The sequence below is a fragment of the Vibrio sp. YT-15 genome, assembly GCF_033337445.1.
Lineage (GTDB): Bacteria > Pseudomonadota > Gammaproteobacteria > Enterobacterales > Vibrionaceae > Vibrio > Vibrio alginolyticus.
In genome coordinates this window covers 63,869-86,155 of the sequence record NZ_JAWOQR010000004.1, presented here as the reverse complement: position 1 = coordinate 86,155, position 22,287 = coordinate 63,869, and the positions used below count along the sequence as shown (strand labels likewise).

The 22,287-nt window shown below is 44.3% G+C and carries 21 protein-coding genes; 11 read left to right on the top strand and 10 right to left on the bottom strand.

All coding sequences use genetic code 11. The features are described 5' to 3' along the window. Positions 1-2: 2 nt before the first annotated feature. Complete coding sequence (secF, locus tag R7D93_RS09485; protein ID WP_005373567.1) at positions 3-905, top strand: protein translocase subunit SecF; 903 nt, start codon at positions 3-5, stop codon at positions 903-905. A 59-nt stretch (positions 906-964) separates the two neighbouring features. Here secF and R7D93_RS09480 read toward each other — a convergent pair whose 3' ends face one another. Both R7D93_RS09480 and R7D93_RS09475 read right to left on the bottom strand, forming a co-directional pair. Next, on the bottom strand, positions 965-1,231 hold the full coding sequence (locus R7D93_RS09480) for a hypothetical protein (protein WP_017635186.1): 267 nt from the start codon (positions 1,229-1,231) through the stop codon (positions 965-967). A gap of 15 nt (positions 1,232-1,246) precedes the next feature. Continuing rightward, positions 1,247-1,867 (bottom strand): LysE family translocator, encoded by a 621-nt coding sequence (locus tag R7D93_RS09475; RefSeq protein WP_191115803.1) that lies wholly within the window; start codon positions 1,865-1,867, stop codon positions 1,247-1,249. A 739-nt stretch (positions 1,868-2,606) separates the two neighbouring features. On the opposite strand from R7D93_RS09475, the gene R7D93_RS09470 reads away from it, so the two are divergent. The 4 genes from R7D93_RS09470 to phaC all read left to right on the top strand — a co-directional run bounded on the left by R7D93_RS09470 (position 2,607) and on the right by phaC (position 6,802). Continuing rightward, positions 2,607-3,347, top strand: coding sequence for an SDR family oxidoreductase (locus R7D93_RS09470; protein WP_005373555.1), 741 nt, complete (start codon positions 2,607-2,609; stop codon positions 3,345-3,347). A gap of 12 nt (positions 3,348-3,359) precedes the next feature. Further along, complete coding sequence (locus R7D93_RS09465; protein WP_225496575.1) at positions 3,360-4,568, top strand: acetyl-CoA C-acetyltransferase; 1,209 nt, start codon at positions 3,360-3,362, stop codon at positions 4,566-4,568. A 44-nt stretch (positions 4,569-4,612) separates the two neighbouring features. Beyond that, on the top strand, positions 4,613-4,960 hold the full coding sequence (locus R7D93_RS09460) for a phasin family protein (protein WP_005373550.1): 348 nt from the start codon (positions 4,613-4,615) through the stop codon (positions 4,958-4,960). A gap of 66 nt (positions 4,961-5,026) precedes the next feature. Further along, entirely contained in the window at positions 5,027-6,802 is a 1,776-nt protein-coding gene (gene phaC, locus R7D93_RS09455) for a class I poly(R)-hydroxyalkanoic acid synthase (RefSeq protein WP_017819891.1), read from the top strand. A 173-nt stretch (positions 6,803-6,975) separates the two neighbouring features. Here phaC and R7D93_RS09450 read toward each other — a convergent pair whose 3' ends face one another. From R7D93_RS09450 to napF, 6 genes are all read right to left on the bottom strand, one after another. Then, complete coding sequence (locus R7D93_RS09450) at positions 6,976-7,110, bottom strand: TIGR02808 family protein (RefSeq protein ID WP_005373546.1); 135 nt, start codon at positions 7,108-7,110, stop codon at positions 6,976-6,978. A gap of 11 nt (positions 7,111-7,121) precedes the next feature. Beyond that, positions 7,122-7,700 (bottom strand): NapC/NirT family cytochrome c, encoded by a 579-nt coding sequence (locus tag R7D93_RS09445; RefSeq protein WP_005373542.1) that lies wholly within the window; start codon positions 7,698-7,700, stop codon positions 7,122-7,124. Positions 7,701-7,728: 28 nt separating this feature from the next. Continuing rightward, complete coding sequence (locus R7D93_RS09440) at positions 7,729-8,184, bottom strand: nitrate reductase cytochrome c-type subunit (RefSeq protein WP_005389061.1); 456 nt, start codon at positions 8,182-8,184, stop codon at positions 7,729-7,731. Between the two features lie 78 nt (positions 8,185-8,262). Continuing rightward, a complete protein-coding gene (napA, locus tag R7D93_RS09435) occupies positions 8,263-10,752 on the bottom strand; it encodes a periplasmic nitrate reductase subunit alpha (protein WP_005389060.1) in 2,490 nt (829 codons plus the stop codon). Continuing rightward, entirely contained in the window at positions 10,749-11,057 is a 309-nt protein-coding gene (locus R7D93_RS09430; RefSeq protein WP_005373535.1) for a chaperone NapD, read from the bottom strand. The genes napA and R7D93_RS09430 overlap by 4 nt, the downstream gene beginning before the upstream one ends. Positions 11,058-11,104: 47 nt before the next feature. Then, on the bottom strand, positions 11,105-11,590 hold the full coding sequence (gene napF / locus R7D93_RS09425; protein WP_005373529.1) for a ferredoxin-type protein NapF: 486 nt from the start codon (positions 11,588-11,590) through the stop codon (positions 11,105-11,107). Between the two features lie 247 nt (positions 11,591-11,837). Between napF and narQ the strand changes: the two genes are divergently transcribed. Continuing rightward, positions 11,838-13,574, top strand: a complete 1,737-nt coding sequence (gene narQ / locus R7D93_RS09420) for a nitrate/nitrite two-component system sensor histidine kinase NarQ (RefSeq protein WP_225496573.1) — start codon at positions 11,838-11,840, stop codon at positions 13,572-13,574. Between the two features lie 4 nt (positions 13,575-13,578). Further along, positions 13,579-14,193, top strand: coding sequence for a response regulator (locus R7D93_RS09415; RefSeq protein WP_031777156.1), 615 nt, complete (start codon positions 13,579-13,581; stop codon positions 14,191-14,193). A 90-nt stretch (positions 14,194-14,283) separates the two neighbouring features. On the opposite strand, the gene R7D93_RS09410 is transcribed toward R7D93_RS09415, so the two are convergent. After that, positions 14,284-14,457, bottom strand: coding sequence for a hypothetical protein (locus R7D93_RS09410; protein WP_005373524.1), 174 nt, complete (start codon positions 14,455-14,457; stop codon positions 14,284-14,286). 261 nt (positions 14,458-14,718) lie between these two features. Between R7D93_RS09410 and R7D93_RS09405 the strand changes: the two genes are divergently transcribed. Together R7D93_RS09405 and pepT are read left to right on the top strand one after the other, a co-directional pair. Then, a complete protein-coding gene (locus R7D93_RS09405) occupies positions 14,719-15,582 on the top strand; it encodes a DUF6279 family lipoprotein (protein WP_130546372.1) in 864 nt (287 codons plus the stop codon). A 170-nt stretch (positions 15,583-15,752) separates the two neighbouring features. Continuing rightward, positions 15,753-16,982, top strand: coding sequence for a peptidase T (gene pepT, locus R7D93_RS09400; protein WP_225496401.1), 1,230 nt, complete (start codon positions 15,753-15,755; stop codon positions 16,980-16,982). Between the two features lie 82 nt (positions 16,983-17,064). On the opposite strand, the gene R7D93_RS09395 is transcribed toward pepT, so the two are convergent. Beyond that, entirely contained in the window at positions 17,065-17,529 is a 465-nt protein-coding gene (locus R7D93_RS09395) for a dCMP deaminase family protein (protein WP_005373515.1), read from the bottom strand. Between the two features lie 419 nt (positions 17,530-17,948). Between R7D93_RS09395 and vmeY the strand changes: the two genes are divergently transcribed. Next, positions 17,949-19,076 (top strand): multidrug efflux RND transporter periplasmic adaptor subunit VmeY, encoded by a 1,128-nt coding sequence (gene vmeY / locus R7D93_RS09390; RefSeq protein WP_017635193.1) that lies wholly within the window; start codon positions 17,949-17,951, stop codon positions 19,074-19,076. A gap of 8 nt (positions 19,077-19,084) precedes the next feature. After that, positions 19,085-22,237: a multidrug efflux RND transporter permease subunit VmeZ gene (vmeZ, locus tag R7D93_RS09385; RefSeq protein ID WP_017635194.1), complete on the top strand. Its 3,153-nt coding sequence runs from the start codon at positions 19,085-19,087 to the stop codon at positions 22,235-22,237. Positions 22,238-22,287 lie beyond the last annotated feature (50 nt).

Here is a 22,287-nt window from a genome sequence, read left to right as displayed (position 1 = left end):
TCATGGTCGAAATGCTAAAACAAAATATTCGTAAAATTCGCTACTTTACTACGCTAGTTTCCATCATTTTAACGGTGATCGCGATCGTCGCTCTAGGCTTTAAAGGGTTGAACCTAGGTTTGGACTTCACTGGCGGTATGGTGACAGAAGTAAAGGTAGATAAGCAGCTAACTAACCATGATCTGCTTGACGTTCTGCAACCAAAGCTTGGTGAATCTGCGTCAGTGACACGCTCTGGTGAAGATGGCCGTTGGGTGATTCGTTACTCTGCGCCGGAAGATGGACAAACGTTGCCAAGTGTAGAAGAGGTGTTGAAGCCAATCTCTCACCAAGTTGATGTTGTCAGCAACAGTATAGTTGGCGCTCAAGTTGGCCAAGACTTGTTTGAACAAGGTGGCTTAGCATTGTTGATTTGTGTCTTGAGTATTCTCGGTTACTTGTGTTTCCGTTTTGAGTGGCGTTTAGCGAGTGGTTCACTGTTTGCTTTGGCCCATGATGTGATCTTAGTGCTTGGCTTCTTTGCAATTACTCAAATGGAGTTCAACTTAACCGTTTTTGCTGCTGTGCTGGCGATTTTAGGTTACTCATTGAATGACTCGATCATCATTGCAGACCGAATCCGTGAGCTGTTGATTGCGAAACAGAGTTGGAAAACAGAAGACATCAATGATCAAGCTGTTATCGCGACGTTTTCACGCACTATGGTGACATCTGGTACGACATTGATCACTGTTGGTGCATTATGGATTATGGGAGGAGCGCCTTTGGCTGGTTTCTCAACCGCCATGTTTATTGGCGTTCTGTCGGGTACATGGTCTTCGATTTCGATTGGTACTGTGCTGCCTGAGTGGTTGAAACTGGAGCCGAAACATTATCTTCCAGTTGAGATCGACGCTGCGCCGTAGCATTATTTTTTAAGGTAAAAGTGCTTGCGCCACTCATCTTGAGTGGCGCTTTTTTGTGCTTATTTCACGCGCATCAAGCGATGTTTCACAAGTCCCAAATCGAACTCTAAGACTTGTGAGCGCTTCATTGCTTCGACTTTATTCAACATTGACTCTTGGTAGCCTTTCTTCTTCATCCACTGAAGAGGTACAGAGAAAGCATCTTCATTAACGACATAAGACTCGCCTTTATGCTCACCGCTATAGACGTTCACAACCCAAACTCGGGCTTGAAAGTCCAATACTTCACCCATGACTTTAGCGATTTTATTCAGAATATTTTTCATTGTTTCCAGTTTGCCTTAGCTTAGTAGCAACCAGACACCAACTCCCATCATTAAAGTGCCTGCGATACGGTTCATTAGGCGTACATTCTTAGACTGACCTAATACGTGTTTCAACCCTTTACCACCAGTAGCGTACAGAGACATGCAAATGAACTCAAACAGTAAAATAATGGAGACAAGTATGATCAGTTGCGGTGCAAGTGCTGCGTTTTGGTCTATAAAAGGCGGTAAAAGAGAAATCATAAATGCCCAGCCTTTTGGGTTTGCGATTGCGGTAACGAAGCCTTGCATGATAAGTGCGATATTGTCACTCTTTGGTGTTTCTAAGTTGTCGACATTAATCGCAAGTTTCCCTCGCGACCGCCACATTTCAACTCCAAGATAGAGTAAATAACCGCCACCAATGAACTTTAACGCGATAAACATCCAAGGATAATTGAGCATAATCGCAGCGATACCTAACACCGCAGAGACTGACACCAGCGCGACACCGAGAAGTTCTCCTACCATCATCCATAACGTGCGACGATAACCGATACTCATACCTAACGTTAGGGCGAGAGTCATGCACATACCAGGCGTGATTGAGACAAAAAAGAAAGTAGGGATGAACATACTGAGCAATGCAAGATTCATATCTGTTGATGATTTAGTGATTAAAGAGAAGCCACAAAGATAGTGCAAAGTGGAAAAGGATGCTACTACAAAGCGAACGATTACTTTCACTAGTAGCTAGTTGATGTTCTTCGAATATATAAAATTAAAATGAAATTATATTTTAATCTATGCGTCATAATAGTGCGTATTGCACCAGTATGAGACAAGCTCTTATATCATTTTTAGATTAAATATATTTAATTTATTATATTTTATCGGTATTAATCATCACTGTATTAAAATAGTCGAATTGATAACTAAATTATCATTAAATGCAGTAATTAAATGATATGTTTGATAATTATTTTTACCGATAATTGAATTATTATTCTAATCTCAAGTTTGTTGTAATCATATAGGCTTAAAATTCAGATCTTAAATCATGACATAATGTAACGTCTACCATTCTTTATGTAAGTTCATGATATTTAATAATTATGTTTCTATTTCTGTTGGTGTGGCTTTTGTGGAAGTGTGATTTAAAACAATGGCTTATGTAAAATTAACCATTTTATAACATTTCACGGGTAATGAGATCTAAATCAATCTTATGCAATTGGGTGAGTTTTTTATTTGAAATGTAATATTTCTAGGTTAACTTAAAATAAAGGCAGCACGGGATTGGTTGTCAAAAGAATAAATAAACACGTCAGTTGGTGAACTATTTCATCAGTGTATTAAGTTTGCTTTTTAAATGCCGTTAAGAATGGAGTCTTCAATGAAGAAAGTCGCTTTGATCACTGGATCAAAAGGCGGAATTGGTTCTGCTATTTCCTCTCAATTAGTCAATGACGGTTACCGTGTAATCGCTACTTATTTCACAGGTAACTACGAATGTGCGCTGGAGTGGTTCAACAGCAAAGGGTTTACCAAAGATCAGGTTCGCCTTTTTGAGTTGGATGTAACAAACACGACAGAGTGTGCAGAGAAATTGGCGCAATTGCTTGGGGAGGAGGGAACCATTGATGTTGTTGTCAACAACGCAGGAATCACACGTGATGGCGTGTTTAAAAAGATGACTGCGCAAGCTTGGAATGATGTCATCAATACCAACCTCAATAGTTTATTCAACGTTACGCAACCCCTCTTCGCTGCAATGTGCGAAAAAGGCGGTGGTCGTGTCATCAATATCTCTTCAGTCAATGGTCTTAAAGGGCAGTTTGGTCAAGCAAACTACTCGGCGGCGAAAGCTGGGATGATCGGTTTCTCTAAAGCCTTAGCATACGAAGGTGCTCGCTCGGGTGTGACAGTTAATGTTATCGCTCCGGGTTACACGGGTACGCCAATGGTTGAGCAAATGAAGCCAGAAGTGCTGGAATCCATTACGAACCAAATTCCAATGAAACGTCTTGCGACACCAGAGGAAATTGCAGCATCAGTGAGCTTCTTGGTCAGCGATGCGGGCGCCTACATCACCGGAGAGACTTTGTCGGTGAACGGCGGCTTATACATGCACTAAGGAGAGAAGATGATGGAAAAAGTATTTATCGTAGCGGCGAAGCGTACTCCAATTGGTGCTTTTGGTGGTAGCCTGAAAAATACTTCTGCTGGCGATCTGGCAGCAGTAGCGATTAAGGGCGCGTTGGAAGCGGCAAAGTTGCCTGGCGACAAGGTTGACGAAGTGATTGTTGGCAACGTTGTTGGTGCAGGTCAAGGAATGGGTGTTGGCCGCCAAGCGGCACTGTTTGCGGGGATTCCTGAATCTGTTCCTGCATATGGCGTAAACATGGTTTGCGGTAGTGGCATGAAAACGGTCATGGATGCCGTGTCCCATATCCGTAGTGGCGATGCTGAGATCGTTGTTGCAGCGGGTGTTGAAGTCATGTCTCAGATTCCGTTTGCTGCACCAAGCAGCATTCGTGATGGCAACAAAATGGGCAATCTGGAGCTAAAAGATCTGCTCATATCGGACGGTTTAACCGATGTTTACAACCAATATCACATGGGTGTGACGGCAGAAAACGTAGCAAAACAAATCGGCTTAACTCGCCAGCAGCAAGACGAATACGCGCTGTCTAGCCAACAGAAAGCGGTAGCCGCTATCGAAGCTGGCAAATTTCAAGACGAAATTGTGCCAGTGGAAGTAAAGCAACGCCGTGAAACCGTGATGTTTGATACGGATGAATACCCAAAAGCGAACGCGACAATGGAAGCCTTAAGCAAGCTACGTCCTGCTTTTGACCGCGAAGGCACTGTGACTGCGGGTAATGCATCAGGTATTAACGATGGCGCGAGTGCGATTATCGTTGCATCTGAAAGCGCAGTTAAAGCGCATGGATTAACGCCGCTTGCTGAGATCGTAAGCTATGCGCAATCGGGTCTTGATCCGAAGATCATGGGCCTAGGTCCTGTTGAGTCGGTCAATAAAGCACTCGAAAAAGCAGAACTCAGTGTACACGACATCGACGTTTACGAGTTAAACGAAGCATTTGCAGCGCAAGCACTTGGCGTGATTCATCAGTTGGCGGAAACAAACCAAGTTCCAGTTAACGCGATTCAAGATAAAGCGAACTTTAACGGTGGTGCTATCGCGCTAGGACACCCGCTTGGTGCTTCTGGCAACCGAATCTTAGTCACGCTGGTTCACGAGCTTCATAAGCAAAATGGTCAATATGGCGTTGCTTCACTTTGTGTGGGCGGCGGCATGGGCACGGCTGTGGTTGTAAAGACAGTTAAGTAATTATTTAAACGGACATTTTTAATTCTTTCTCTAGGAGACAAACCATGTACACAGATTTCTTCAAAACATTTAGCGATCAAACTGAAAAAAATCTAGAACCTTACTTGAAGTTCAACAAGCTAGTGACAAAAAACGTAGAAGTGTTGACCGAGCTTCAATTGAACGCCATTCGCACATACAGTGAAGTGGGTCTAAACCAGATGAAAGCAGCGACAGAAATCAAAGACGTAACGTCATTGACTGCTTTCAACAGCCAGCAACTAAGCGTACTTACTAAACTTTCTCAACAAATGATGGATGACAGCAACAAGCTTCAAGCGATTGCAAAAGAGTTCAAAGAAGACGTTGAGAAAATGACTTCGGAAAATCTAAAGACTGTTACTCCAGCGTAATTTGTCCGATTCTCGCCGCCCCTAGATTTGGGCGGCGTTGTTTTTTCCGAATATAGGAGTAAGACTATGTTTCAACACTTCTTTTCGGACTATCTTGTGAAGCTTCAGGAAACCAATCATCAGTGGTGGCATGATTTCGAAGTGAACAAGGCAGTCGTGAACTCTCCTTTAAACAAGGCCATGCAAGAAGTGAACTTTGAGGATACTGCCAAACTGTTCGAACAAGCTGCGAATCAGCCTGCTGCGATTTTAAAGCTGCAAGCACAGTGGTGGGAACAGCAGCTGCAAATTTGGCAGAATGTTGCATTGGCAGGGAACCAAGCACAAATCGTCGAAGCTGAAAAAGGGGATAAGCGTTTCTCAAACGAAGCGTGGCAAAATGAAGCCATGTATAGCTTCATCAAACAATCCTACCTTTTATTTAGTAAGACCTATCTGGACACCATCGAGTCTTTGGAAGGCTTAGATGAAAAGACGAAAGAACGTATTATTTTTTTCTCTCGCCAAGCCATTAACGCCCTTTCTCCTTCCAACTTCATCGCCACTAACCCAGAGCTTTTGAAGCTGACACTTGAGCAAAACGGTCAAAACTTACTGGCAGGCTTAGAGCAGTTGAAAGAAGACGTTGAGTCGAGCGCAGACATTTTAAAAATTCGTATGACGAATAACAATGCATTCCGTGTGGGCGATGACGTTGCGACGACACAGGGCAATGTGGTTTTTCAAAACGAATTGTTTGAGTTGATTCAATATCGACCTCTAACAGAGAAAGTGAATGCGACGCCGCTGCTCATCGTCCCACCTTTCATCAATAAATACTACATCCTTGATTTAACGGCAAAGAACTCAATGGTTCGATGGTTGTTAGAGCAGGGGCACAGTGTATTTATGATGTCTTGGCGCAATCCAGGCAAGGCACAAGCGCACATAGAGTTTGGTGACTACGTGACAGAAGGCGTAGTGAAAGCCGTCGCTGCAATTGAAGATATAACAGGACAAGAGCAAATCAATGCGGCTGGTTATTGCATTGGTGGTACTGTTTTAGCAAGCACGGTTGCGTACTACGCTGCAAAACGTATGAAGAAGCGCATTAAGTCTGCCACTTTCTTCACCACATTGCTCGACTTCTCTCAACCAGGTGAAGTCGGCGCGTATATCAATGACACCATTGTTAGTGCAATTGAAGCGCAAAATAACGCAAAAGGGTATATGGACGGCCGTTCCTTAAGCGTGACGTTTAGTTTACTGCGTGAAAACAGCTTGTACTGGAACTACTACGTCGACAATTACTTGAAGGGTAACAGTCCGGTTGATTTCGACTTGTTGTACTGGAATAGCGATAGCACCAACGTCAGCGCTGCATCTCACAATTTCTTGCTTCGCGAGCTCTATTTAGAGAACAAGCTGGTGCAAGATAAAGGCGTCAAAATTGGTGGAGTATGGATTGATCTAAATAAGATCAAAATTCCTAGCTATTTTGTGTCAACGAAAGAAGACCACATTGCGTTATGGCAGGGAACTTACCGTGGTGCGCTGAACACGGGTGGTAACAAAACGTTTGTCCTCGGTGAGTCTGGTCATATTGCGGGCATCGTGAACCCTCCAGCTAAAAATAAGTATGGTTATTGGTTGAACGATAATTTGGATGACTCTGCTGATGAGTGGTTGAATAACGCGGAACACAAAGAGGGATCGTGGTGGACACACTGGAACGAGTGGTTACTCCAATTCAACCCTAAAGAGCAAGTTGAGCCTTTCCCTATTGGCTCAGAAAACCATCCGGTTATTGATGAAGCGCCAGGACAATACGTCAAACAGGTTCTGCCAGTAAAAGAATCTTAAACAACTCCCTAGAGCAGTAAATCTTAGCGGCCTTTATGGTCGCTTTTTTTATGTATGATTGCTTGTTTATTTATTGTTGGCAGTACCATTGAGCAATAAATAAAAAGCGCCGAGCATTTGCTCGGCGCTCAGTGTCAACAAATAGGCTAGTTGACGAGTAGAGATGCGTTACGTTACACCTCTTTATCCTTACCAAATGACAGCAGCCAGAGAGAGATTGCTGCTACCGCCACAAAGCCGGAAAGAATAATCACTGGCATAGCACTGTAGCCAAGGATATGCCAAATTACAGATTCTAATGTACTCATGGTAAGTCTCCTTAGTGCCAGCCTTCAACGCCGCTCATGTCTGGTAGTTTGTGCGCAATACCTTTGTGACAGTCTACACATGTTTTCTCGCCTGAAGCTAGAGCGGTGGAGTGTTGTTCTGCCGCACGTGATCCTTGCTGAGAGTAATCCATGAAATCAAACTCATGACAGTTACGACATTCAAGAGAGTCATTCTTCTTCATACGTGCCCACTCTCGCTCTGCGAGGTGTCCACGACGCTCTTGGAACTTCTCTGGCGTATCGATCGTCTTCGTTACGAAGTGTGCAAATAGCTCTTTAGATGCCTGTACTTTACGAACGATCTTATCCGTCCATTCATGAGGAACGTGACAGTCTGAACAAATCGCACGAACACCAGAGCGGTTGGAGTAGTGAATTGTTTCTTGAATTTCAGCAACGATCGGCGCGTGACAGCCAGAACAGAATTCTTCTGTGTTGGTTGCTTCCATACCTGTGTTGAATGCGCCCCAAAATAGAAGGCCACCAGCGAAGCCTAGAAATAAAACCACACCAGCGGCAGCTTTACTCGGGCTCGACAGTCTCTTCCAAAACGCTTTAAGTATTTTCATAAGTAACCTCTTAGTACTCGCGTTTCAATTACTGAAGCGAATCGACTGCCTTAAACTCGTTTTCCACTAGTGGTTTTGCATCCGTTTGTGGAACGTGACATTGCAAACAGAAGTAACGACGTGGAGACATATCTGCCAGTACCGCATCTTCTCTGTTTACATAGTGCGTTACGCTAATTTTAGTCGCACCTGACTCTTTTGCATTTTTCCAGCTATGGCATGCAAGACACTTGTTAGCATTTAACGAAATTTCGTAGTGACGAATACTGTGTGGGATCAACGGTGGTTGATAAACATAGCTGTCTTCAACAATTTGATCTTTAGGGAAGTCTTTGAACTCGTCTGCTGGACGCGTATCTTCCAATTGAGACATTCCACGTAAAGATTCTAGACCACCAATACCACCAGGATTATCCAACTCAGCTTGCGCAATGCCTGTCACTAACGCACCTACAGATAAAACTGCGACAAGTAATTTTTTCATCATTTCATCTCCGCCTTTATGGCTTAAATTCTTTATTAGGCCGCCATAATGACGGCCGTAGCATTCAGTATCTGAAGGTTAAGCAATCTTAGTGATTTTGACTGGGCACTTCTTAAAGTCTGTCTGTTTAGACAGTGGATCAGTCGCATCTAGGATAAGCTTGTTAATCAAAATACGTGCATCAAAGAACGGTACGAATACCAAGCCTTTTGGCGGACGGTTACGACCGCGAGTTTCAACACGAACGCGTACTTCACCGCGTTTGTTTGCCATGAGTACTTCTTCACCACGACGAACATTGCGTGCTTTTGCGTCTTCTGGGTGCATGTAACACACTGCGTCTGGTACTGCTTTGTATAATTCAGGTACACGACGAGTCATGGTGCCTGTGTGCCAATGCTCAAGAACACGACCAGTACATAACCACATATCAAATTCATCGTTCGGTACTTCTGGTGGCGCTTCGTATGGCGCGGAAATGATCTTCGCTTTGCCATCAGCATTGCCGTAGAAGTCCCAACCAGAACCTTCTTTCGCGTATGGGTCTGAACCTTCTTTAAAGCGCCACTGTGTTTCCTTACCATCAACAACAGGCCAACGTAGACCACGTACTTGGTGGTAGCGGTCGTATGGAGCCAAATCATGACCGTGACCACGGCCAAATGTTGCGTATTCCTCAAACAGACCTTTTTGAACATAGAAACCGAAGTGGTGAGCATCGTCATTCAGTTCACGAGCTTCTTCGATAGGGAATTTGTCGACGTTACCATTGCGGTAAAGTACGTCGTACATTGTTTTACCACGGTATTGAGGCGCTTTCGCTAGAAGCTCTTCAGGCCACACTTCTTCCATTTTGAAGCGTTTCGAGAACTCCATTAGCTGCCACAGGTCGGATTTTGCTTGACCGACTGTGCCCACTTGTTGGTACCAAGCTTGGGTACGACGCTCTGCGTTACCGTAAGCACCTTCTTTTTCAATCCACATAGCGGTAGGAAGAATAAGGTCTGCTGCTTGTGCTGTTGCTGTCGGGTATGGGTCAGACACAACGATGAAGTTTTCTGGGTTGCGGTAACCTGGAAGACGCTCTGTGTTGATGTTTGGACCGGCTTGCATGTTGTTGTTACATTGAACCCAGTAACAGTTCAGAACGCCGTCATTCAGCATACGGTCTTGCAATACGGCGTGGAAGCCAGGTTTTGGTGGAATCGTACCTTCTGGCAGTTTCCAGATGTCTTCTGCAATCTTACGGTGTTTAGGGTTAGCAACCACCATGTCCGCTGGTAGGCGGTGAGCAAACGTACCAACCTCACGAGCGGTACCACATGCTGATGGTTGGCCCGTTAGTGAGAATGGGCTGTTCCCCGGAGTCGAGATCTTACCGGTTAGTAGGTGGATGTTGTAAACCAAGTTATTCATCCATACACCACGAGTATGCTGGTTCATACCCATCGTCCATAGAGACATCACTTTCGTGTTTGGATCCGCGTATTGCTTCGCAAGCTCGATAAGCTTCTCTTTCTCAACACCAGAGATTTCAGATGCTTTTTCTACTGTGTATGGCGCTACTGATTTCTTGTACTCTTCGAATGAGATAGAAGTGAGTTTGCCAGAGTTCGGGTTCTTCGCTGCTTTTTGTAGCGGATCATCGTCACGTAGACCGTAGCCGATGTCAGTGTCTGCTTGAGTGAAGTTCGTGTGTTTGTTCACGAAGTCCCAGTTTACTGCATCGTTTTCGATGATGTAGTTTGCGATGAAGTTAGCAATTGCAAGGTCAGACTGAGGATTGAAAATGTAGCCGTGGTCTGCCAACTCAAATGAACGATGGTAGTAAGTAGAAAGCACGTTCACTTTAACGTGAGGGTGGCTTAGGCGGCGGTCAGTAATGCGAGTCCATAGAACCGGGTGCATCTCTGCCATGTTTGAGCCCCAAAGAACGAAAGCGTCTGCGTTCTCAAAGTCATCGTAACAACCCATTGGCTCATCGATACCGAATGCGCGCATGAAACCTACAACGGCAGAAGCCATACAGTGACGAGCGTTTGGATCAATGTTGTTTGATCGGAAGCCTGCTTTCATTAACTTTGACGCAGCGTAGCCTTCCATTACTGTCCATTGGCCTGAGCCAAACATACCTACGCTTGTTGGGCCTTTTTTCTCGAGGGAAGCTTTCCATTTCTCAGCCATGATGTCGAAAGCGTCATCCCAAGAGATAGGTGTAAATTCACCATCTTTGTGGAATTTGCCATCTTTCATTCGTAGCATCGGTTGAGTTAGACGGTCTTGACCGTACATGATCTTAGAAAGGAAGTAACCTTTGATGCAGTTCAGACCTTTGTTTACTGGTGCTTCTGGGTCACCCTGTGTTGCTACCACTTTGCCGTTTTGAGTGCCAACAAGAACAGAACAGCCTGTACCACAGAAACGACAAGGTGCTTTGTCCCATGTGATTTTGGTTTGATCAGAGCTTGCAATCAGGTTGGCTGCAGATGCTGGTAGTGTCACACCTGCGACAGCAGCAGCTGATGCAGCCGCGTTTGCTTTCACAAACGCACGTCTTGTCATTTTCATACTTCACCCTCGATTTGGGAATGTTGTGTTCCAGTGTCTTCTTCATCCGTTTCTTCAAGCCCAGTTTCGATTTGGTGATAAACCAATACCGTGCTTAAGACGTTCGGTAAATTGTTAATGGCATCGATAGTGTCTGTGATGAAACCTTGGTTCTCAGTTTCAAGTACGACGATAATCTTGCCTTCAGGACTGTCACCATAGATTTCCGCATTTTCGTGTGCTTCTATCTTTTGTTTGATTTCGTCCAAATGTTCCGGCAGCACATGTACTACCAAACTTGAAATATGCACTTCATTTAGTGACATATAGCTCTCTCATTTATTTTTATTGCCTTTGGCCGACGACATTCGGCTTAGGCTGTTGTATTGCTCACATTGATGGATGAAGTCGGGCACACTGAAACACAGGCGCCGCAGCCGTTACACTCATCAAGGTCTAAATTGGGTTGTGCTACTTTCCCCAGTTCTAATTTGAACTGAATTGCCATCGGGTCGCACATATCCCCACAACTTCGGCATTCGACATTTTGTTTTGCTAAGCAGTTATCGTTGATACTTGCTTTTGCTTGCCAAGGTTGTTCTGTTTCTGGCAAGAAAAGGGGCTCAGGACAGGCGTTTGCACATTGATAGCAAAATGTGCATTCATCGATGGAAAAATCGACCGAGGGGAATCCGCCATCACTTTTGGTTATAATCTTTGTTTCACAGGCCTCAATGCATTTACCGCAGCGAGTGCAATCGTCCGTAAACTGTTGCGGTTTAGTTAACCAAGGCAAACGTACGGCGTTGTCGGGGTGCGCTTTTCTTGCAAAGAGTCTTCTTCTGGAAAGGTCTACCACTTAGTCACCTCGAAACTTGGAACCCAAACTAAGCATAGTCCACAATTTTCATTAATAAACTGTCATTTAAACTAACGAAATTGTAGTTTTTGACATATTTGTATAAATACCTCTTAGGGGGTAAATGGTATGCAATATTGTTTTGGATCAATAAATTCCGTCGCAGGTGATCACATATTGATAAAGTTGAAAGGTAATGGGTTCATTGCACGTACAAATAGGATTGTTAATGGGCGAGGAACTCAGATTGTTTAAAAATGTGAAAAAGTCGGTGACGCGCACGATTGCGTCCGCAATGCTTCTTATTTTGCTGCTCTCAGTTGCTACGACTGGTTTTGCGATTTTTACGTTAGCGTCCAGTTTGAACGATGCTGAAGCCGTCAATGTTGCTGGCTCGATGCGAATGCAAAGCTACCGTCTAGCGAATGATATTCAGGTTAAATCTGTTGACTATTCTTCACATATTGACGCATTTGAAAATTCGATATATTCACCTTCAATGAAAGCGCTTCAGCATTGGTCTGTGCCAGAAGACATCACTCACGATTACTACCGTCTTATTATCAGATGGCATGAACTCAAGGCGGTGCTTAGAGGAGACAACCCGGCAGAATATCAACTCCTAGTGGCCGGTTTTGTTGAACAAATCGATGAGTTTGTATTTAAGCTACAAAGCTTTTCGGAGCAAAAACTGATTAACTTAGCCTGGATCGGCGGGTTAGGGTTGGGTGGCATTCTTTGTGTCAGTATGTTTGTCGTTCATTTTGTGCGCCTCGAAGTTGTTCGGCCTCTGCGTGCTTTAGTTTTTGCTAGCGAGCAAATTAAAAATCGCTCATTTAATATATCGCTCAATGTATCCAGCGATAATGAAATGGGAATACTGACTCGAACCTTTAATCGGATGGCGACAGACCTTGGTAAGTTGTACCGAGGATTAGAACAAGCGGTTGATGAGAAAACACGTAAATTGCAGCATGCCAACCAGTCTTTAGAGGTGCTGTATGACTCGTCAAAAGAACTCACGGCGTCGCGTATTAATCAAGACAATTTCCAGGCGATTTTGCAGCATATCGTCAGTCTTGAGGGCATTAAAGCGGTCAAACTTGAAATCGAGCAGCTGGGAGAACCGAGCTGGATATTGATGGAAGGAGAAGAATGCTGCCAAGATTGTGATGAAGATTGCCACGGTAAAGCCCTGATGCTAGATGGTGAGCACTTGGGCTATTTATATTGGAAAGCAGGGTTACCTTGTCCGAACGAGGCTCTTATTGACAACTTCGTGCAGATTTTATCACGCGCCGTGTATTACAATCGGGCGCAGCGCCAAGCAGAACAAATTCTGCTGATGGAAGAGCGAGCCACTATTGCTCGGGAGTTGCATGATTCATTGGCTCAAGCACTCTCTTACTTAAAAATTCAGGTCGCTTTGTTGAAGAGAAGCGTAAAGAACTTGCCTGACGAAAAGGCGATCGCGCAGGCTAATCAAGTTATTGCCGAGCTAGATACGGGCTTATCTGCCGCTTATACGCAGTTACGCGAGTTACTGACGACGTTTCGTCTTACGATTAAAGAGGGCAGTTTTGGCCAAGCATTGCAAGACATGGTTGAAACGCTCAGTGAACAAACTGCTGCGGACATTACGCTAAAAAATAGACTTTCATCAACTGAACTGGATGCACATCAGCAGGTTCATTTACTACAGTTGATAAGAGAAGCGGCAATTAATGCTATCAAACATGCGCAAGCAGATAATATTCACATTCAATGTCTCGATAATGATGGAAAAGTCACAGTAACCGTTAGCGACGATGGAATAGGCTTTGAACATCAAGACGAAAAATTAAATCATTACGGTATGAGTATCATGCAAGAGCGGGCCGCTAGACTGCATGCCGATCTTCACATCGAAGCATCGATAAACAAAGGTTGTACCGTAAAATTAGAATTCCAACATAGTAAGGAAGTAAACTGTGACAGTGTGTAAAGTAATGCTGGTGGATGATCATCCACTCATGCGAAGAGGTATCCACCAGCTTTTAAGCTTTGAGCCTGAGTTTGAGGTTATTGCAGAAGCAAGTAATGGCGCGGATGCAGTAGCGAAAGCGCATGAGCTAGAACTGGATCTTGTACTTCTTGATCTTAATATGAAAGGCATGTCTGGCCTTGATACTTTGCAAGCACTGCGTGCAGATGGCTGTGAAGCCAGAATTGTCATTCTAACCGTTTCAGATAGCCCAGCAGATATCGAAGCAATAGTTCGAAGTGGTGCCGATGGCTATTTATTGAAAGACACTGAGCCCGATGAGTTGGTTGAGTTGCTAAAACAAGCGCACCAAGGGGACAAGGCATACAGCCAAGAAGTTTCTAAGTATTTGAGTGAACGTTCAGAGCAAGAGGACGTGTTTGATACACTGACCGATCGTGAATCGCAGATCTTAAGAGAGGTGGCAAGAGGTTTCCGCAACAAGCAAATTGCCGATCGTCTTTTTATCTCTGAGTCTACGGTTAAAGTACATATGAAGAGTTTACTTAAAAAGCTTCAAGTTCCTTCTCGTACTGCAGCAACCGTCCTTTATCTTGAGCGCTTTGGCGACATCAAATAACATTGTTGGATTTGAATCTGTAATAATAAATAAAATCAAACAGTTATATTGATTCTGACGAATAAAAAAACCGCCTGTTAGGCGGTTTTTTTACTTGTCTGGGCGAATAGAGTACAAGTCACTGTTGTGCTTACCACACTCCAAATAGTACTGATAAGCCACTTTTTTGCTTTCAGCAATGACTCTCATGCAGTGCATTTTCCCCTGTTCAAAATATCGAATCTCATATTCTACACTGGTATCAAGTTGCTCAGCGGCTGCCATACTTCGCCTCCATAAACCATCCAAAAAACATCCATGCAAATTATATGCCGTTATAGGGAGCGTCGTTCGGTACGTTTTTTAGCCGATAATTGCGCTCTAACTCACTTTTTTGCGGATAGCTGTGATCAAAAAGTTAATTTCAAACTCTATATATTATTAAGGTGGCAATCAATATTTGTCACACTGGTGTAAGTTTGCCGCAATACTAAGTGATACAGGTTGAGTATAGAACTTAATCAACAGAAAAGGGAATACGAATAAGTGACTAAATTAAAGGATGTATCTAATAAGGCGCTTCGTTATGGCCTTCTATTTTGTTTCGTATTTCTGCTTGCCGGTTGTGCGAAAAAGTTTTTATACAGCAATATCGATTGGTTCGTGCTCGATTACTTAGAGGACTATATCTCGTTGCAAGGGGAACAAGAAGTCCTAGTGGAAGAGCGCTTATTACTGTTGGCAGACTGGCACAAGAAAGAGGAGTTACCATTATATATCGAACATCTAAAAGACCTTGAGAGATTAAAAGCGAGCGATATCACCTTAAATTACTTACAACAAAATCGAGATAGAATGCGAGCGCATTACGATAGAGTGGTCAGCAAAGCAGCACCAGATCTTTTTGCGTTAAGTTTGCAATTAACGAAAGAGCAAGAACGCGAGTTTTTGAGTAATGTACAAGAACATTATCAAGAGCGAAACGCAAAATATGCCGATAAGACAGAAGACGAAGTGCGTGAAATTATTCTGGATAACACTGAAGAGTGGATGGAAGAATGGCTAGGGAATCTATCAGGAAATCAGCGTCAATTAGCTCAAAGATTTTCTCAGCAAGTTATTTTAAACAGCCCTTTATGGAGAGATTATCGAGCCACGGTATATCAAGAGCTCGAATACTTGTTCGACAACAAATCTAATGTTGTGACTTATCAAGATATATTTATGCGACTCTTGTTCGAGCCAGAGAGTTATTATAGTGAGCAGCTTTCTCTGAATATTGACTCTAACTTTGCATTGGTTGATCAACTGACATTAGATGTTTCTCGTTCGATGACCGATAAGCAATGGCGTCATTTTCGTGAAAAGGTTAAAGAGTGGCGAGTACTGGCTGAGGAACTTTTAGATTAAATTCATGCTTCAATGAGCGAAAGCAAAGCGCAAAAGCCTTTCTTATCAAAAAATGATTCAAAGCAAATTCTTATTGAGCTAAGAGCGTAACATAGCGTGAGGTTTGATGAGGCAACGTCAGCTTATCAATGCGTGATAAGGCCTCATCGTACAAAACAATGAGAATAAATATGAAACATTTAGTTGAAAGATTTCTTCGATACGTCACGTTTGATACCCAATCAAATCCACATGTGACGCTTTGCCCAAGTTCACCTGGCCAGCTTGTGTTTGCTGAGTTACTTAAAAAAGAGATGCTCGAACTTGGCTTAAGTGACGTGACTTTGGATAAAAATGGCTACTTGATGGCTAAACTGCCAGCCAATGTTGATTATGAGGTTCCTCCTATCGGCTTCATTGCCCATATGGATACCGCGCCGGATGCATCTGGCAAAAACGTAAAGCCGCAATTCATCGAAGATTACCAGGGTGGCGATATTGCATTAGGGTTGGGGGATGAAGTGTTATCTCCCGTGCAATACCCAGATTTACATCACCTACATGGCCACAATCTTATTACTACCGATGGCACTACATTACTTGGCGCGGATAACAAAGCCGGTATCGCAGAGATTCTTTCCGCGGTAGCTCTACTACTGGAAAACCCAGACATTCCACACGGCGACATTTGTATCGGCTTTACTCCGGATGAAGAAATCGGTCGTGGTGCAGATTTGTTTGATGTTAAGAAATTTGGCGCGAAATGGGCATACACTATAGATGGTGGCCCGCAAGGTGAATTGGAATACGAAAACTTTAATGCAGCAAACGCTGATGTAATTTTTCATGGTGTTAGCGTTTATCCAGGTACTGCAAAAGGCAAAATGGTCAATGCGATGAACTTGGCTGCGAAATTTCAAGTTCAAATGCCCCAAGATCAAACTCCGGAAACAACAGAAGGTTACGAAGGGTTCTTCCATTTAAAATCGGCAGAAATGGGCGTTGCACGAAGCGAGCTAGGTTACATTATTAGAGACTTTGACCGTCAAAGGCTTGAGGAGCGAAAAGCCTTTATGCAGAAACTCGTCGATGAAATGAACACGGGTTTACGCCATGGTTCTGTAGAGCTAAAAATAAAAGACAGCTATTACAATATGAGAGAAATGGTTGAGCCTTACCCTCATATCATTGAGTTGGCGAAGCAAGCGATGGAAGCGTGTGATGTGGAACCGATTATAAAACCTATTCGTGGTGGTACAGATGGCGCTCGTTTATCTTTTATGGGTTTGCCGTGCCCGAATATCTTCACCGGTGGTTTTAACTTCCACGGAATTCATGAGTTTATTTCTGTTGAAATGATGGAAAAATCAGTACTCGTTATTGTCAAAATTGCTGAGCTCACAGCGAAAAAACACAGTTAAAAGACTACGTCGAGACCTCTTGCAGATTTAATAACAAAATAGCCCAGATCTCTCTGGGCTATTTAAATATTAAGATGGGATACTAGCGCACGTCTTTGTCTTCAATTTCAATGTCTTCTAGCGGTAACCAGTCGACTTTCACACCCGCTTGATCGAACATATCTTGACTGACTTGGATTTTATCTCCCCAGCGAGATAAAAAGTCTTCAGACTGCTCAGGGCAGTGTACGTGTGAGATCCCTGTTTGAATGATCTTTGCCGCGCAGTTAGGGCAAGGAAAATGCGTTACCCAAATATCACATCCGTCTAAGTCACGTTTTGAGAACAAAATTGCGTTCTCTTCCGCGTGCAGTGTTTTAAGGTATTTCAACTCGCGCTCATCGGTGTCGACACTGTCAGAAACACCATGCGGATAGCCATTAAATCCAACAGATACAATGCGATTCTGTTTAGTAATAACGGCACCGACTTGTGTTGATGGGTCCTTACTCCAAGACGCCACTAGTTCTGCCATCTGGTAAAAGCGTTTCGCCCATTTAGAAATCATAGTCATCCTCTCTGTCGAAGGCGTTGAATTAATTGAATGATAACCCATTTATATTAAAAAAATAGTCAAAATCGGGGTCTTGAGTATGAAGGCGTCACTTTTTACCTTTTTAGCCACAAAACGTTCTTATCTTGAGCACTGAATCTCACTTTACGCCCGAATACAATACTCCCGTTAGTGTTTCCAAGCACACGCTAAAATTCGCGATCTCCTAAGGCGTATATTAAATAGTTATGATTGAGTTGTATGTATATTGCTCATTGAATACCACTGTTAACTAAATTACTTTATTTTCCTTTTGTTTCTCATGTTTACATTTAGAAACACCTTGGGCGCTTTTCAGTGAAGTTTTCAGTGGCAGCAAGGAGTAAGGTTGATAGGAATTCAACAATATCCTGTTCTATAAAGACGGTAAATACATGCAAAAGAAACCACTTGTCGCACTAATGGCGGCTACAGCAATCCTCGCTGGATGCGGGGAAGCTAATAATGCCCAAACGAAAGGTCAAGCGCCTCTCGTAGTGACTCAGGATGTCACGGTTATCGACTACCAACCGAGCAAGTCTTATATCGGTCGCATTGAAGCAGTAGAAGATACCAATATTACCGCGCAGATTTCTGGCTACTTAAAAGCTCGTCACTTTGAAGAGGGGCAAATGGTAGAAAAAGGGCAGCTCCTTTACTCTATCGAGCCATCTTCTTTTGAAGCCCAAGTCGCGAGTGCTAAAGCCGCACTTGCACAAGCTAAAGCGGCGCTAAAAAAAGCCGAATTAGATCATACTCGAGGTAAAAACTTGTTACCTCGCGGTAGTATCTCTCAATCTGAGTTTGATGCTTTAACTGCGGCACTTCTTGGTGCGAGAGCAGAGCTAGAAGCGGCAAATGCTCAACTTAAACTTGCTGAAGTTAACCTTTCCTATACTCAAATCCGAGCACCTTTTAGCGGACGTATTAGTGATACCAAAGTGAGTACGGGTGATCTGGTTTCTCCGTCATCTGGCGTGCTGACAACTCTGGTGAGTTTAGATCCAGTTCATACCTCATTTAGTGTGAGTGAGCGTGAGCGTTTAGCTATGGGTATGGATCAAGTAAAAGGTGATGGCTCGGCTGAATCAAACCGCGTTGAAGTTCAGCTTGAACTGGAAAATGGACAGTTTTTTGAGCATCTTGGTAAGCTTGATTTCTTAGGTAATCGTATTGACACCAAAACGGGTACGATTGCTATGCGCGCGCTAGTGCCAAACCCAGAGCAGAAGTTACTTCCGGGTCAACACATCAAAGTGAACTTGAGAGATAAGAACACGAAAGACGTTATTGTTATCCCACGACGTGCCGTACAGACTGACTTAGAAGGTGACTTTGTGATGGTGATGGCTGAGGGAAGTGTGGCAGAGCGTCGTAACGTCGAGCTTGGCCCTCAGGTTGAACAAGGCATTATCATTCGAGAAGGGCTCGATCAGGAAGATACGGTTATTACACAAGGCCTACAACGTGTGCGTAATGGTGTAGAAGTGCGCCTTCAAGCACCTGCTGAAGATAAGCAGTAGGGGGCACTATGTTAAGTCGTTTCTTTATTCAGAGACCTAAATTCGCGCTGGTTATTTCGATCATATTAACGCTAGCCGGCGCGATCTCACTGGCGATTTTGCCAGTGGCTGAGTATCCACAGATAAGCCCGCCATCAGTAAGCGTTTCGGCTTACTACACTGGCGCGAGTGCGGAAGTTGTCGAGCAGGCCATTGCGGACCCCATAGAGACCTCAGTCAACGGCGTTGAGGATATGATATACATGTCTTCAAAGAGCGCGAACGATGGCTCTTACAGCCTAAACGTCACGTTCGATGTCGGCACCGACCCAGATATGGCGCAAGTTAACGTGCAAAACCGCGTGTCACAGATTGAGTCAAAATTGCCTCAAGAAGTTCGCATGGTTGGTGTGACGGTGAAAAAGCGTTCACCTGACTTGCTGATGGTACTTAACTTCTATTCACCTGATGGCAAATACGATGATCAGTTCTTGATTAACTACATTAACTTGAATGTAAAAGATCAGTTGGCTCGTGCGAAAGGTATCAGTGAAGTTAACGTGATTGGTGGTGGCGAATATGCAATGCGTGTTTGGTTAGATCCTGAAAAAATGGCCAACCTTAAGCTAACCACGTCAGACGTATACGCCGCTTTGGCTGAACAGAACGTTCAAGTTGCGGCAGGGCGTGTAGGTGCAGCACCATACAACAATCCGCAAGAAGTTCAGTTTAACCTTGTGACCAAAGGTCGCTTGGAAAGCGTGAGTGAGTTTGAGAACGTAGTCCTTCGAGCTAATCCCAATGGATCTACGGTTTATCTGAAAGATGTTGCTCGCGTTGAACTAGGCAAAAAGTTCTACGATGGTAACGGTAAGTTCCGTGGCCAGGACGCGTCAATCGTTGCGTTGTCTCTTCAATCGGATGCGAATGCGTTAGAAAGTGGTCAGGCCGTCATGGAGCTCCTTGAGGGCTTGAGCAAAAACTTCCCAGAGGGAATGGAATACGAGACCAGCTACGATACAACCGTGTTCGTATCTGAATCGATCAAAGGGGTAGTAAAAACACTGATTGAAGCGATTCTATTGGTGATCGCTGTAACTTACTTGTTCTTGGGTAGTGCGCGTGCAACGTTGATTCCTGTTGTCGCGATCCCCGTTTCTCTGATTGGTACGTTTGCCATCATGCAGGCAACGGGCTTCACCATTAATACGGTTACTTTGTTTGGCTTGATCCTTGCGATTGGTATCGTGGTGGACGATGCGATTCTGGTTATCGAAAACGTCGATACTACCATGGCGAAAGACCCAACCATTTCACCGCGTAAAGCGACGTTGCTAGCGATGAAAGAAGTAACGGGACCAATCATCACGTCGACCTTGGTTCTACTTGCGGTATTCATACCCGTCGCCATGCTGCCAGGTATCACCGGTATCATGTATCGCCAGTTCGCTTTGACCATCTGTATTTCGGTTGTTATTTCATCCATCAATGCATTGACGCTGTCTCCAGCACTTTGTTCTCTGGTATTGAAGCAGGGTGGGGGCAATACCGCTAACTGGTTCCAGGCTTTCAACCGAGGCTTAGAGCGCATCACTACGCGTTATGGCCAGATCGCTGGTTTCTTGGTGAAGAAGTCTTTACTGCTCGTGACGTTCTTTATAGTTGCTATCGCAGCGGTCACTTTCTTTGCGAAAACCACCTCTACAGCGTTTGTTCCTCAAGAAGATAAAGGCATTTTGCTGGTTAACGTACAGCTACCAGATTCAGCCTCTTTATCACGTACTGAAGAAGTCACCAATGATTTAATGAAAATGATCGGTGAAGAACCTGGTGTGGATGGTGTGACGGTTGCGAACGGTTACTCGTTTATGACAGGCGCAGCAGCATCAAACGGTGCTTCTGTATTTATCAAATTGCATGACTGGGATACTCGTAACTCGCTGCAAGGAGAGCACTCTGCTAATGCTATCGCGGCACGTATTAACGGTCGAGCGGCGACAGAGCTACCTCAAGCGGTTGTTTTTGCGATGGGACCACCGGCGGTTCCTGGTATGGGCGCTGCGTCTGGTTTTGAGTTTGTGCTTGAAGACACGCTAGGGCGAAGTCGTACCGATTTGTCGATGGTCATGGGAGAAATGATCCAAGCGGCTAACCAAGCGCCTGAAATTGCCTACACGTTTAGCACGTTCCGCGCGAATGTTCCGCACTACTACGTTGATATCGATCGTGAGAAAGCGCAGCAATTAGGTATTTCGCTGTCGTCTATTTTCCAAACCTTGCAAGGCAACTTAGGTTCGCTTTATGTGAATGACTTCACCATGTTTGGTAAGAACTTCCGCGTAACCATGCAAGCTGATAGCCAGCACCGTAGCAGCATGGAAGATCTAGAGCGTTTCCATGTTCGTTCTTCGAACGGTGATATGGTTCCGTTAAGTACGCTAGTGAGCTACGAGCAAGTGTTTGAGCCTGATGTGGCATGGCGTTACAACATGTACCGCAGTGCTATCATTCAAGGCCAACCAGCTCCGGGTTACTCTAGTGGTGATGCGATTGCCGCAATGGAACGCGTTGCTGCTGAAGTTCTTCCGCAAGGGTACACGTATGAATGGACAGGTATGGCTTATCAGGAAGTGCTCGCGGGTAACCAAGCCATTTATGCGTTTGCGCTGGCTTTGATCTTCATTTACTTGTTTATGGTGGCTCAGTATGAAAGTTGGAGTATTCCACTGGCTATTATTTTGGTGGTCCCAGTAGCCACGTTAGGTTCCTTCCTTGCGTTAAATCTAACTGGCACGCCGCTTAACTTGTATGCCCAAATTGGTCTTGTCTTGCTCATAGCCTTGGCGGCGAAAAACGCAATTTTGATTGTGGAGTTCGCCAAGCAAGAGCGTGAAGAAAAAGATGCTGATATCGATAGTGCAGCGGTTAAAGGAGGCACGTTACGTTTCCGCGCTGTGAATATGACATCTTGGTCATTTATCCTGGGTATCTTCCCGCTTATCTTTGCCGCTGGCGCGGGGCACGTGAGTCAAAACTCACTCGGCGTGTCGCTGATTGGTGGTCTATTGTGTGTGCTTCTAGCAGGTACATTCTTGATCCCAGGCTTCTACGCTCTGGTGCAAAGACAGCGTGAGAAAGTTCATGGCGGCAACACCAAGCTGGTTCCTCTTGATGATGAATAATCACATCCGAAGTGCGCAGTAAGCACGAAGTGACAATTGAAAAAAAGCCC